This window comes from Streptomyces sp. NPDC059875 (genome assembly GCF_042731085.1).
Taxonomy (GTDB): Bacteria; Actinomycetota; Actinomycetes; order Streptomycetales; family Streptomycetaceae; genus Streptomyces.
In genome coordinates this window covers 19,119-31,171 of the sequence record NZ_JBHWJZ010000047.1, presented here as the reverse complement: position 1 = coordinate 31,171, position 12,053 = coordinate 19,119, and the positions used below count along the sequence as shown (strand labels likewise).

Sequence of the window (12,053 nt, the reverse complement as noted above, 5' to 3'; positions counted from 1 at the left end):
TCTCCACCTCTCCGGCGACGACACCGGCGCCACCCGGGCTCACGACCCCTGGACCCGCACCTCACTCAAGAAGTGGACTCCTCGAGCCGAGGCCCGGCGCCTCGCAGCCGGCCGGGAATCGCGTTCGGGTCAGGCAGCGCGTGCGGCCAGTAGCTGGGCGCGGGGTCGGGTCGGAGTGTGGACAGCAGCCGGACGTGGCTGCAGGGGACGGCGTACGAGCGGGACCGCGCCGCGCTCCGGCTGGCGCTGCGCACCAGCAGCGAGCCGCCGCTCCCCCAGCGCCGCCGCATCGACCGTGACGGGCAGTGATTCAGCCCGACTAACGGCCTCGCCACCTTGAGTTCTAGTGGTCCTTGCAACACCCCAGCTCGTGGGCGGGCAGTGGACAAGCGAGAGCCTCGCCGACGGGGGGCGGCGAGGCTGCAGCCAGTGTGGCAGGAGCGCTCCGCCGATGTGCCCATTTGCCGGCCGAGCGCGACAGCAGCGAGGCGCGCGCCGACGGCCAGACGGCACCAGGCCGCGCCGCGTACGCGATCGCTGGAGGCGAGGCCGGCCGACTGCGAGGCCGGCGGAGGCAGCGGGTGACGGAGGCTGAGGAGAGGAGGGCGAAGCGAGGGAGGGACGACAGAGCCAGCAGGCCGCGCCACGCCCGTCAGAGATCAAGAACCTCTAATTACTTACGAATTAGAGGTGTCGGCGTACGAAAGGGGCTTGCCCAGGGGGTCTGACCAGGAGAAATGCTCAAGATACCGAAAGGGGGGTTCACACCTCCGGTAGTACCTCCGGTGCAACTTTCGGTGCAACCGTGCAGCCAACTGTGCAGACAATTGTGGGTGCAACCCCTCTGGGGCGTTCCACAGGGAGGCTTGCCCTCACATCATGGAACGGCCGTGCCGTCGAACTGGCGCCGATGTCGGCGCGCCGCTGGCGTTGGCGTCCTTCCTCGAGCCGCTGGGCGAGCTGCGCGTGGCCGGCGCAGCGCTCTGCGGCTTGAGAACCAGGCGCTGGAGCGCGGCCGGTTCGAGGGCTTCGACTTGCCACTGGGCTGGCAGGTCTGCGTCGCAGCCGTACCGGTGGGCGTAGGCCGGGCCACCGTGGATCGCCGCTTGACTCCGACGTACTCGAGGTCGAGCTGAGAGGCGTGGGCACCCATCGAGGACTGGGTTCCCGCTCTTGCCTCTCGAATACGAGGACGACGAGGCGTAGAGACGATCAGTCTGTTGCCGCAGGCGCTCGATCACCAGACGTGCTTGGCGCCAAGGGCTGTTCCCCGGTCCGCGCCCCATTGTCCTGTGCCATCAAACCTTGATCGTTGTCACAGAACTCTGATGACCAGCACGCTCGTGTCATCGAACGTTGAGCCGATACCTGCCACACGCCCGGTGGCGAGGCCGCTGGTGTGCTGGGCGAGGTAGGAGCGGACCGGGGTGTCGATCACTGCCCAGAAGCTGTTGGAGGTCTCGGACGCCAGCTTGGTCTCGGGGGTGGCCGTGGCGATCCGGTGGGCCACGGCGGAGACGATGTCGTCGGCGGTGTCCAGCAGGACGATGGAGGCGCACACCCCGGCCAGGCTGAGCACCGCTTTGATCCAGTTGGTTCTCCAGACACGTGAAGTTGTCATATCCGGGTGACACCTCGGCATCTCTCAGCACGCCCTCTGGCTGCGTTGGTGAGAACGGAGAGCGCTTGTCGTTGACTCCGGGGAACGATCGGGCGACAGCGCTTCCCGACATGTTGATGAGTCTTGAGAACGCGCGTCGGCGTGTCGGGCTGGGGCCGTTCCGTCGGATCGCGTCAGAAGCGTCAATTGCGCGAACTCGTGCGATGCCCCAGAGGTGATTCTTTGCCTCGCACGGCACGCCAACATGCCGCGGACCCGTACCAGGCGTCAGCATGATCACGTCCGGACTCGGCACCCTAGGAGAAATCACGTGAACGACGAGATCCACATCATCCCGGCGGGAGGCCAGTCGGCCGAAGAGGTCGCGGAGGTCTTCGCGAAGGCTGCGGAGGCTCGAGGCATGGACGCCGATGCCATCAGCGTGGATGGAGGCGAGGTAATCCTGCCGCAGGACATCGCCGCGAACCTGCGGACCAACCTCAGCGGCTTCCCTCCGGTGAACCAGACGTACAGGCTTCAGGAGCCGATGCAGCTGTTCGAAAAGGACGGCCTTGTGCAGGGCGAACTTCAGGGCTTCGATGTCATGGTCAACCACGACGCATAGACGGCCCCGCAAGCAGGCCCGGGGACGACGCCCGCGCTGTGTTCGGGAGGAAGCGGCCTGGGGCGCCCCGCCGGAGACCCGACGGGGCGCCCTTTCCGTTGCGTCAGTGGCGTGGCTTGCGACCGGCTCGCGCCGAGCCGGCGGGTCGCACCCGTGCACCCGGGCGGAAGCGGCCCGAATCCGTTCCAGGGACCTGCTGGGGCAGGCGTTCCCAGGTGCCGTTGACCGACCACAGCCGGTGCCGTGAGCACGTTCTCGTGGACAGAGCCAACTGGACGAAGGAGTCAGGCCGCGTGGGGTGTCTGGCGGCTCATCCGTTCCTGCATGTGCCCGAAGAACTCCTCGGGCGGCGTCACCCCCGCCGTGACTCTGGCGAACTCGTCCCGTGCCGAAGGGTTCTCGGACGCCGCGAGGAGCAGTTGCTGCATCTCGGGGGGCGGCGGTTCCAGCGTCGCGAACTCGGCCGTGAACTCGTACATGCTCATGACCTGGGCGTCCCGTGCCTCCTGCGCTGCCCGCATGGCCTCGTCGAGCGGCCGGCGGCCTGCGAGTACGTCGTCGAGCGCACGGGTGCATCGCTCCGCGTCCCGGAAGGCGTCCTGGATGCCCTGGGCGGTGATGGGGTCCTTCAGGTATCCCGCGTCGCCGACCAGGACCCAGCCCGGGCCGTAGGGCTTGCGGAAGTAATTGGGGATGGCCATGCCGACGAACCGCTCGGCCCGTGTTGCCCGGGCAATCCGTTCGGCGAAGGCGGGCGCTCGGGCCAGCGTGGCGAGGTAGTTGCCTTCGACGTCGTCCCGGTTGGCCTCGAAGTCCCGCATGGGCCAGGCGCAGATGACCATCGACAGATCGTCGTTGGTGGGCCATGCGGCGAAGGCGCGGTCCCCGCGGTCGTACGCCTCGAACATCCCGTGCATGGGCATTCCGGCCCAGTACGAGTAGTAGTAGGCGTTGATCTTCGGCTTCTCTGCGTAGCCGACGGCGCCCGTCGCCTTCGCGACGGACGAATGGAGTCCGTCCGCGCCCACGACGATCCGCGCGTGATCGGCGGCGGTACTGCCGTCCTTGCCATGGCCCCTGATACCGGTCACTGTCTCCCCGTCGAACAGGATCTCCTCGACGCTGAACCCCTCGCGCACCTCGGCGCCGGATTCAGCGGCGGCGTCGACGAGAATCTTGTCCAGGACCGTACGGCGCGGTGCGTACGAGGCCTCGAAGCCCTCGCCTGCCGGGGACCCGACGATGGCGATCGGTCCGAGGTCGAACGCATAGGTGTCGATGGGCGGACAACCTGTCTCGACGACCCGTTCCAGCAGCCCCCAGCGGTCCAGCGCGGCCAGGCCGGGCGGATGGATCAGATGCGTGGAGATCGTGTCGCTCGGAAACCTCGCCCGGTCGACCAGGAGGACCCGGTACCCGAGCCGGGCGAGAAGCATCGCGGTGGGCGCGCCCGCACAGCGTGCACCGACGACGATCACGTCGTGGTCGTGGGCTCCGCCGCCGGCCGTGCCGGCCATGAATCTCACCTGCCGATCGCACCCATCACCACAGGACGGCGGACCGGACGAACAGAAGGCCCCAGCCGTCACCGCTGAGCAGGGTTGCCCTCTTCCACGCTAGACCAGATTCGCCTCCCGGTCTCGGCAGGCCCAACTGGACGTCACGACATGCTGCGTCCCACTCATTCCGTTGCGCTCCCTCGCCGGGCTCCGCTCGCACCGCGACCGGGCCCTGCCGGCCTTCTGGGTCGCCACCGGCGCCCGCGCCGAGGAAACTGCTCGCGGTCAAGCAGGGCGATCCGTCGCCGGGGTCGTACGGTTCGACTCGACGTCGACCAGGTCCTCATCCTGGCCGGGCATCACACGCCCCAAGAGCCGGGGAGGCGGCGCGGGTAGCGGGTGCCGGGGCGGAGGGCTGATGCCTGCATCTTGGCGGGACCGAACGAAGACGGTCGGGGGAGCAGCTGGCCGGGGCAGGGAAGCGCCCTGAACGCGCGCTGGCGGCGTCCGCACGCTCTGCCCGAAGACGATCACCGGAGAAGTCTTCCTAGGCTGCCACGGAGCCGCTGGAGGCTTGAGAGGCCCGCACGGGGGGGCCGCTCGTCAGTCCTCTCGTTGAGGCGACCGGTGGTGGGTGCCTGTCGCTATCCTGTGCTGGTGTGACTGGCTCTGCGCGGCTTCCGCTGCTGTTCCTTGATGTCGACGGGCCGCTTATCCCGTTCGGGGCGGAGCCGCAGCAGTATCCGGTCCATGCGATCGGTCCCGATCTGCGTGGAGCTGACTCGAACCCGCTACTGACCAGGATCAATCCTCAGCACGGGGCCAAGCTGGCGGGGCTTCCCTGTGAGCTGGTCTGGGCCACGACGTGGATGGATGAGGCAAACGAGTGCATCGCTCCGTTGCTCGATCTTCCGCAGCTTGCCGTGATCGTCTGGCCGGAGCCGTCAGACGTCGATGAGCAGGACGAACGCGATGGACTGCACTGGAAGACTCGTGCCCTTGTCGAATGGGCGGCGGGGCGGCCGTTCGTATGGGTCGATGACGAGGTCACTCAGAAGGATCGGACCTGGGTTGCCGCCCACCATGGGGGACACGCCCTGCTTCACCGGGTCGATGCCCGCCGTGGTCTCACCGATGGCGACTATGCGGCTCTCGACTCGTGGCTGCGACAGCCGTTCGGGGCGAAGGTCCGCCAGCAGTGCATGGTGGCGGACCTTCGCCCCGATGGCGGCGGGCCGTCCAACGGGAACCTGGAGTAATCAGCTGGCCTTGGCCGGTTCCTCGGCTCGGGCTCATGGGCTGGCGAGCCGGTAGGAGTCGGTGCCGGTCTCGATGATGGTGCCATTGAACGTGAGCCGGTCGACGATGCCTGCGCAGAGGCGGGGGTCTGCGAACGTCTTGGTCCAGCCGCCGAAGGATTCGTTGGAGGCGAGGGCGTCATGCACGCTCATAGGATCGACCGTGTGATTGACATCCCGGAACAGCTCGTTGCTACCCAAACCATGTACAACGGTGCGGCGGGCCGTGCCTTCATCGCGGCGCTTCCGGAGCGGGCCGCTCATTTCCTCGACCGTTAGGCACTGAAGCTGACCGGATCCTCGATGTACGGCATGGCCTCGCTCGTCCTGCCGGTCGAGCGGGCCGACGGAACGCCGGCCGTAATGAAGATGCAGCTGCTCGACGAGGAGAGCGAGGGCGAGCCGGTCGCACTGGGAGCCTGGGGCGGCGACGGCGTCGTACGACTGCTCGAGCACGATGCGGGCACCAACACACTTCTGCTCGAACGCCTTGACGAGGACCGCCACTTGTCGACGCTCAACGACTCCCGCGAAGCCGTGCAGATCCTCGCCGAACTGCTGGCCAGGCTCACATCTGTGCCCGCACCCAGCGGTCTGCGTAGCCTCGGCGACATCGCACGGCGCATGCTCGCCAGTGTGCAGGGCTCTGTGCTGACGGTCGCGGACCCGGCCGAGCGTGAGCTTCTGAAGAGCTGTGCGGCGGCCGTAGGCGAGGTCGTGGGCGAACCCGGCGACCGGCTGCTCCACTGGGATCTGCACTACGACAACATCCTGGCCGCGGACCGCGAGCCTTGGCTCGCCATCGATCCCAAGCCGCTGGCCGGCGACCCAGGCTTCGACCTGATGCCCGCGCTCTGCAATGACTTCGACCCGTCCGAAGTGCTGTACCGCTTCGACCTAATGACCGAGGTGCTGGGCCTCGACCGGCAGCGGGCCGCCGCGTGGACGCTGGGGCGGGCCTTGCAGAACCTGCTGTGGAACCTCAAGGAAGAGGAGGTCGGGCTGGATCAGGAGCAGGTCGCGATTGCTCAGCTGCTGCTTGGGCGGAAGCTGATGTGACGTCGTGGCGGCAGTTACCACCCCGGAGGAATGATGCCGGTCCTGGTCAGGCCGTAACCTGAGAGGGACCGCGCGGGTCGGGTGAGTGGTGAAGCTGACCTAGGGCCTGTCCGACGGGTCGGTCGAGGCGCTTTTGCGCCCTGGCGTGCTCTGTCTTCGTTCGTGCCATTGGGCGAGCGAGAGGTGGACGAAGAGGGGCGGGCACTGCCAGTGGCGGCTGCCATGCTGCGTCCATGGCTGACACAACCACCGCCGCCGATTATGCATGGCTGAGTGATCAGTACGAGGACCTGATGGAGGCGTACTGCATCACGCTCGTCCAAGGGCTCACCCCTGACGAACTGCTCCGGTCACTCGGAGCCGAGTCCGGAGTGCGGATCACCGGCGTGGCCGGGTTGCGCGAGCCGTCGTACGACGTCTGCGGCCATGAGCAGTTGCTCGTGGGGACTGCTTCCCTCGGAAGCTGGTCGCTCATGGTCGAGTACAACGGCTATTTGGGCGTCACGGACGGGGCCATGCTCCCCGTCTCGCGCGGACGCACGGTGGTGTCGCACTTCCGCAACGTCAATGCGGTGGACCACTTCTGCTGGTACGAGGACGGCGCCACACGCCTGCATTTCGAGCCGCTCTTCGCCTACCACCGCGACGGCAGCCACCCGGACGAATTGCTCACCGAGATGCGGGAGTCAGGATTTGACCTCAGTGATGACGACGACCGGGACTTCGACGGGCACACCGAAGCCGCCTTCGCCCTCGCCCACCGCATCACGGGCGTACGCCTCACGCCGGAGCTCTTCGCGTCCGCTGAGTTCATCTGTGGCCTCGCGCCGGCGCCCCTCGAGTAGCTTCGGTCCGGCGGATCAGCGGAGGAGCCATAGTCGGATCGCGGCGGGGACGACTGTGCCGTGAAAGACATACGCTCTCTTGTCGTACCTGGTGGCCACGGCGCGGGTGCCCTTGAGCGCGTTGATGGTGCGCTCGACTTCGTTCCTGCGGACGTATCGGGCCCGGTCGAAGGCAGTGGGGCGACCTCCTCGGCTGCCGCGCCGCTGACGGTTGACGCTCTGGTCGCGGCGTTCGGGAATGGTGTGTCTGATCTGGCGACGCCGCAGGTATCGGCGGTTGCGGCGGGAGCTGTAGGCCTTGTCGCCGCTCAGGTGATCCGGCCCGGTGCGGGGACGCCCACCAATCGGGCGCGGTACACGGATGCGGTTCAGCACGGGAATCATCTGTGGCCCGTCGCCTGCCTGCCCAGGTGTGGTGAGCACCGCCAGCGGGCGTCGACCGCCTTCGGCGGCCAAATGGATCTCGTGGTCAGTCCTCCTCTGTGCCAGCCGTCATGCACCTGGCGGGCTGGCTGTCGTACCTGGGTTCTAGAGTCTGGCGTATGTCCCGCAACACACCTGACCGACCCGTCGACGTAGAGAGCCTCTTTCCTGAGTTGCTCCCCTTCCGCCGCGAATCCGTCCGCCTGCACCCACGTCCTGGTTCTCCGACCTGCAAGGACAGTTCCGTCGGAGGTCCTTTGCTTTGGCCTGCCGGGGAGCCGTGGCCGGTGTGCCGGGAAGAGCACTACGACACGGACACCACGAGCCGTCTGGAACCCGCTGTGCCCCTGGTTCCCATCGTGCAGGTCCGTCGTGTCGACGCGCCCGGCGTGCCCTTCCCTGAAGGTATGGACCTGCTCCAGGTCCTGTGGTGCCCCCACGCCCATGGCGAGTTCTGCTACCCCTTGCCCCAGGTCCACTGGCGGGACTCCAGTGCCATCGGCGACGTACTGCCCACCCCGGCACCGGCGGCCGGGCTTCCCAAGAATTGGTACCCGGCTCGCTGTGTGGTTCACCCCGAGCAAGTGACCGAGTACCCGAGCTGGGACCTTCCTGAGGATGTCTACGACGGGCTCAGAGGACGCTTCGACGCACTGCTCGCCGAAACCGGCCTGCGGTACTCCCACCACCTTGCAGAGGCCCCTGGGATCAAGCTGGGCGGCTACCCGGGCTGGATGCAGGAACCGTACTGGCCCGACTGCGAAGGGTGCGGCAGCCGGATGGAGCATCTCCTGACCGTGGCCAGCTGGGAATTCGACGGTGAGTCCTGGCGCACGTGGCTTCCCGAAGAGGACCGAACCGACGAGAACGAATCGGGCGGCCGGCGATGGCAGGCCGACGCCCACAACCCCGCCGAACTGTGCCTCGGCGACGCCGGAGGCGTCTACATCTTCGAGTGCCGCACCTGCCCGGATCGCCCCATCGGGCACTGGTTTGACTGCTCGTGACTACCGGGCGCCCCGTGCCCGCTGGGCACCACGAGCTCACTACGAAGTGAAGCAGCCGGCCGTTCTCGAAACTCGGCAACACGGATCTCCCCCATTTATGTGGAATCCGAGATGTCAAGCCCTCCGGCGGGGCGGGTGAGGTCAGCGATTCGCAAGTCCCGCAGCGGTCCCGGTCGTAGTGCATCCCGCGAGGCGTGGCACCGGGGACCGGTATGGGAATCCGGCGGCGGATCTGGCCGGCTGGGCAGTACCTCTGGCGGGGTTCGAACATGCGCACACGGCTCCGCAGCGAGGGCGTTTCAACTAAGCACGACTCCGACCTCGGCCGCGCGATCGCCGTTCACGCCCGGGCCCAGCAGGACTCGCTGTGGAACCGGCAGCAGCTCGCCAACCAGCTACGTTCCCTGCTGCGCGAGTACTACCCTGCCGTCCTGGCCGCCTTCGCCACCTGGACCAACGGCTTGTGCCGCCCCGAAGCCAGCGAACTCCTCAAGACCGCCCCGACCCCCACGCGGGCCGCACGGCTGACCCGCACTCAGATCCAGGCCGCGCTCAAGCGAGCCGGCCGCCAGCGCCGCTTCGCCGACGCCCGCGGCCTCAAGGCCTACGCCAGCTCCTCACCCATCCCCCGCGCCTCCGGCAAGAAGTCCGCCATCACCAGACGCTGGGTGAAGAACGACCGGCTCAACCATGCCGGCTACCTCTGGGCCCTCACCTCCCTACGGCATCCACCGGGGCCAACGCCCATTACCGGCGCCGACGCGAACAAGGCGACCGGCACGCAGCCGCACAGCGCAACCTCTTCAACCGCATGATCGGACAGCTCTACCACTGCCTGAAGGAGCCCTACGACGAGTCGCTCGCCTTCGGGGCCCCCCTCCCACCGAGGCCGTTGTCGCGGCTTGGGCCGGTCACCGGGGAGTGAGGCAGGCTTCGAGGGCGGCTCGCTGTTGTGGGGGCAGGTGGTCGCCGAGGGGGACTTTGCGGGGGCTGTGATCGCCGTCGCAGAGCCAGCTCTGTTCGTCATCGTCGAACCACCAGTCCTCGGCGCCCCACATGGGGTGCCCCTGAAGCAGGTGTCTGGCCAACGCCTCGCTCGCCTCGGGCGCACCCTGAGCGACCAGAGCCTCGACCACCGCCGTCACGGCCTCCTCCGGAGCTGCCGCGTCGCCGAGAACAGGCAGAAGAAGGAGGAGACGGGCGTGAGAGTCGGTGACGCCTGCCGCACCCGGTGGTGCCTCCAGCAGGGCGGCGAGCTCGGGTCAGCACAGCCCGGGGCCGATGCGGTCCTGATCGTCGCTGGCCAGGACGAGATCCTGGCTCCAGTCGGGATGGGTGAGGAAGTAGTCCGTGGTCGTGAACTCCTCGCCGCTGTTGAAGTGCACGACGATCGTGAAGCCGCCGGCCAGCGGCACCGTGAACATGGGCCACGCCGACGGGTCGTGGAGCGTGTCCAGCATGGCGTCCGCGTCGCCCGCGTCCGATCCGAAGGCCTCCAGCGCGAACCCCTCAGCAAGGTCCGCCAAGTACGCAGGCCAGAAGCCCGGCTCATCCAGGAGCGCATGCCCGTCCACGACGGGCGACGAGGAGTACCAGTGCCGTGCCATCACCATGCCGGGATTATCTCCAAGCCCGGTCAGGACTGTTCGAAGGCCCCGGCCCTCACGGCCGACCGACTTGACGGCAGAGCAACGTGAGGTGTCCAACCACTCCCGAGCGCGTCGGCCGCCATCGTGTTCATTGAGCCGGCCGAGACGCGGTCCGCTCTCTGTCCACCGTGCAGGTGGCGCGGCTGGGCGCGGCGGTGAACGGGATCGCCGCCGACCCCGGCGACGTGAAGGCCCACGCCACGGCGTCGGCGCCGCGGGACTACCAGGTCTCCGGGATCCGTGTGATCTTCTACGCGACCGCTCTGGGGAGCATCCTCATCGTCACCTGGGTCGAGGTCGACTGGCCCTTCTCCCTCCCCCGCGCGCAAGCCGTCTTCCCCATCGCAGAGGGATCTGCCCGCGCCGCTCAGGCCCGCCTGCTCTGGCGCGGTTTCCGCTGGGGTGGTTCACCACGCGCATGGCCGTGCGCGGCCACTGGTCACGTGCCGGTGCTGAGTGGGTGGGGGCGTGGAGGGGGTGGGGTGCGCGGAGGATCAGACCGATGTTCGCCGCTCCACGCCGATCCCGTTCCCGCGGCACGATCCGCCGCAGGTCGTCCTGGCCCACCAAAGCCAAGCCACGCCCGCAACGGTCACGAACTCCGACCGCGACGGACGACTTACCCGAGGAGCTGATGTCGCGCGGACCACCAACCAGGCTTCTTCGCTGTCCACCATCGCCTGCCAAAGGCGACCGGGCGCACGGCCAGCGCCGGCGACGATGACCTGTGCCCTGGGGTCTCTTACGGTCCGGGCCGACTACCACTTGCAGCGGTTCGGCTGCCCCTGGCGGGTGGGCTCTTCAGCCGACCTGGGAGCCGAGATCGATTGTCAGTGGTGGGTGAGACGGTAGGAGCATCGAGTCGGAATGAGGGGGAGCTGTCATGTCCGGAAACCAGAACTACATCAATCACGTTGCTCTTGTGCTGGATGCCAGTTCGTCGATGTCGCACCTGAGCCGCAAGGTCGTCGAAGTCGCCGACCAGCAGATTGCATATCTTGCCCGCCGGTCGAGGGAACTGGACCAGGAAACCCGCGTCACTGTGTACGTCTTCGCCGACAGGGTGGAGTGCGTCATCTACGACAAGGACGTGCTGCGGATGCCGTCGCTGAAGGAGCTGTATCGGGTCGGTGGAATGACGGCGCTGCTGGCGGCCGCGCTGAAGTCGCAGCGGGAGCTGGCGCAGACGGCTCAACTGTACGGCGACCACAGCTTCCTGACGTTCGTGCTGACCGATGGGCAGGAGAACGCAAGTCATCGCTGCCCGGATGCCCCTGCCAGGAATTCGCGTGAACTGGTGAACGCGGTGGCCGAGATGATCGCGACGCAGGAGGACAACTGGACGCTGGCCGTCCTTGTGCCGGACCAGATTGGCAAGCGCGAAGCGATGCAGTGCGGATTCCCGAAGGAAAACATCGCCATCTGGGACGCCACGAGCACACAGGGTCTGGAGGAGGCCGGGCAGGTCATCCGGCAGGCAACCGAGAAGTTCATGGTGGGCCGTGCCCAGGGCATCCGGGGATCGCGAGCGGTGTTCTCCATGGGTGCGGAGGCGGTCAATAAGGACACCATCAAGGCGGCCGGCCTGACCCCGGTGGATCCGTCGGCTTACCAGCTGATTCCTGTGGCTCGTGACGCGGCAATCCGGGAGTGGGTCGTCGAATGCGGGCACACCTATCGCACCGGTGGTGCGTTCTACCAGCTGAGCAAGCCGGAGAAGATTCAGGCGCGTAAGCAGATTGCGGTGCTGGAGAAGAAGACGGACCGGGTGTACACGGGGCCCGAGGCTCGAGCCATGCTGGGCCTGCCGGACGTGGAAGTGCGCGTCAAGCCGGACCACAATGACGACTTCACGATCTTCGTACAGAGCACCAGCGTGAACCGAAAGCTCGTACCGCACACGCGGCTGCTGCTGATGATCTGACGCGTTGGAATCTCCGGCGAGCCGGGAATTCCTTGCCGTCCCGGCACCCCACCTGCAACAGGTTCGAGGTTCTTGCCTCAGTGAGCGCTTTGGACGCCCGAACCTGCGGCTCTTGTCGAGGCGC

Annotated in this window: 11 protein-coding genes and 4 pseudogenes; 8 read left to right on the top strand and 7 right to left on the bottom strand. The window is 67.4% G+C overall.

Annotated features, from left to right (window positions below):
* Window positions 1-177 precede the first annotated feature (177 nt).
* On the top strand, window positions 178-309 hold the full coding sequence (locus ACFV9D_RS35215; RefSeq protein ID WP_385155782.1) for a hypothetical protein: 132 nt from the start codon (window positions 178-180) through the stop codon (window positions 307-309).
* A gap of 1,006 nt (window positions 310-1,315) precedes the next feature.
* On the opposite strand, the gene ACFV9D_RS35210 is transcribed toward ACFV9D_RS35215, so the two are convergent.
* On the bottom strand, window positions 1,316-1,621 hold the full coding sequence (locus ACFV9D_RS35210; protein WP_385155779.1) for a hypothetical protein: 306 nt from the start codon (window positions 1,619-1,621) through the stop codon (window positions 1,316-1,318).
* 310 nt (window positions 1,622-1,931) lie between these two features.
* On the opposite strand from ACFV9D_RS35210, the gene ACFV9D_RS35205 reads away from it, so the two are divergent.
* The gene (locus ACFV9D_RS35205) at window positions 1,932-2,225 is read left to right on the top strand and encodes a hypothetical protein (protein WP_385155776.1); all 294 of its coding nucleotides are present in this window, start codon (window positions 1,932-1,934) and stop codon (window positions 2,223-2,225) included.
* Between the two features lie 284 nt (window positions 2,226-2,509).
* Here the strand turns inward: ACFV9D_RS35205 and ACFV9D_RS35200 are convergent, their stop codons facing one another.
* Window positions 2,510-3,742: an NAD(P)/FAD-dependent oxidoreductase gene (locus ACFV9D_RS35200; protein ID WP_385155773.1), complete on the bottom strand. Its 1,233-nt coding sequence runs from the start codon at window positions 3,740-3,742 to the stop codon at window positions 2,510-2,512.
* Between the two features lie 641 nt (window positions 3,743-4,383).
* Between ACFV9D_RS35200 and ACFV9D_RS35195 the strand changes: the two genes are divergently transcribed.
* Complete coding sequence (locus ACFV9D_RS35195; RefSeq protein WP_385155770.1) at window positions 4,384-4,983, top strand: HAD domain-containing protein; 600 nt, start codon at window positions 4,384-4,386, stop codon at window positions 4,981-4,983.
* Window positions 4,984-5,016: 33 nt separating this feature from the next.
* Here ACFV9D_RS35195 and ACFV9D_RS35190 read toward each other — a convergent pair.
* A pseudogene (locus ACFV9D_RS35190) lies at window positions 5,017-5,160 on the bottom strand (ATP-binding protein); the annotation flags it as partial.
* A gap of 3 nt (window positions 5,161-5,163) precedes the next feature.
* Between ACFV9D_RS35190 and ACFV9D_RS35185 the strand changes: the two are divergent.
* Together ACFV9D_RS35185 and ACFV9D_RS35180 are read left to right on the top strand one after the other, a co-directional pair.
* Window positions 5,164-6,081: pseudogene (locus tag ACFV9D_RS35185) on the top strand (aminoglycoside phosphotransferase family protein).
* A 233-nt stretch (window positions 6,082-6,314) separates the two neighbouring features.
* Window positions 6,315-6,926, top strand: a complete 612-nt coding sequence (locus ACFV9D_RS35180) for a DUF6461 domain-containing protein (protein ID WP_385155767.1) — start codon at window positions 6,315-6,317, stop codon at window positions 6,924-6,926.
* Between the two features lie 15 nt (window positions 6,927-6,941).
* On the opposite strand, the pseudogene ACFV9D_RS35175 reads toward ACFV9D_RS35180, so the two are convergent.
* Window positions 6,942-7,417, bottom strand: a pseudogene (locus ACFV9D_RS35175) (IS5 family transposase); the annotation flags it as partial.
* A gap of 516 nt (window positions 7,418-7,933) precedes the next feature.
* Between ACFV9D_RS35175 and ACFV9D_RS35170 the strand changes: the two are divergent.
* Both ACFV9D_RS35170 and ACFV9D_RS35165 read left to right on the top strand, forming a co-directional pair.
* Complete coding sequence (locus tag ACFV9D_RS35170; RefSeq protein ID WP_385155764.1) at window positions 7,934-8,356, top strand: hypothetical protein; 423 nt, start codon at window positions 7,934-7,936, stop codon at window positions 8,354-8,356.
* A 269-nt stretch (window positions 8,357-8,625) separates the two neighbouring features.
* On the top strand, window positions 8,626-9,171 hold the full coding sequence (locus tag ACFV9D_RS35165) for a transposase (protein ID WP_385155761.1): 546 nt from the start codon (window positions 8,626-8,628) through the stop codon (window positions 9,169-9,171).
* 96 nt (window positions 9,172-9,267) lie between these two features.
* On the opposite strand, the gene ACFV9D_RS35160 is transcribed toward ACFV9D_RS35165, so the two are convergent.
* The 3 genes and pseudogenes from ACFV9D_RS35160 to ACFV9D_RS35150 form a co-directional block, all read right to left on the bottom strand.
* A complete protein-coding gene (locus ACFV9D_RS35160; protein WP_385155758.1) occupies window positions 9,268-9,492 on the bottom strand; it encodes a hypothetical protein in 225 nt (74 codons plus the stop codon).
* A gap of 126 nt (window positions 9,493-9,618) precedes the next feature.
* Window positions 9,619-9,969, bottom strand: coding sequence for a hypothetical protein (locus ACFV9D_RS35155; RefSeq protein ID WP_385155755.1), 351 nt, complete (start codon window positions 9,967-9,969; stop codon window positions 9,619-9,621).
* 492 nt (window positions 9,970-10,461) lie between these two features.
* Window positions 10,462-10,682: pseudogene (locus tag ACFV9D_RS35150) on the bottom strand (kinase); the annotation flags it as partial.
* Between the two features lie 206 nt (window positions 10,683-10,888).
* Here ACFV9D_RS35150 and ACFV9D_RS35145 point away from each other — a divergent pair.
* The gene (locus tag ACFV9D_RS35145; RefSeq protein ID WP_385155752.1) at window positions 10,889-11,929 is read left to right on the top strand and encodes a vWA domain-containing protein; all 1,041 of its coding nucleotides are present in this window, start codon (window positions 10,889-10,891) and stop codon (window positions 11,927-11,929) included.
* Window positions 11,930-12,053: the final 124 nt, after the last annotated feature.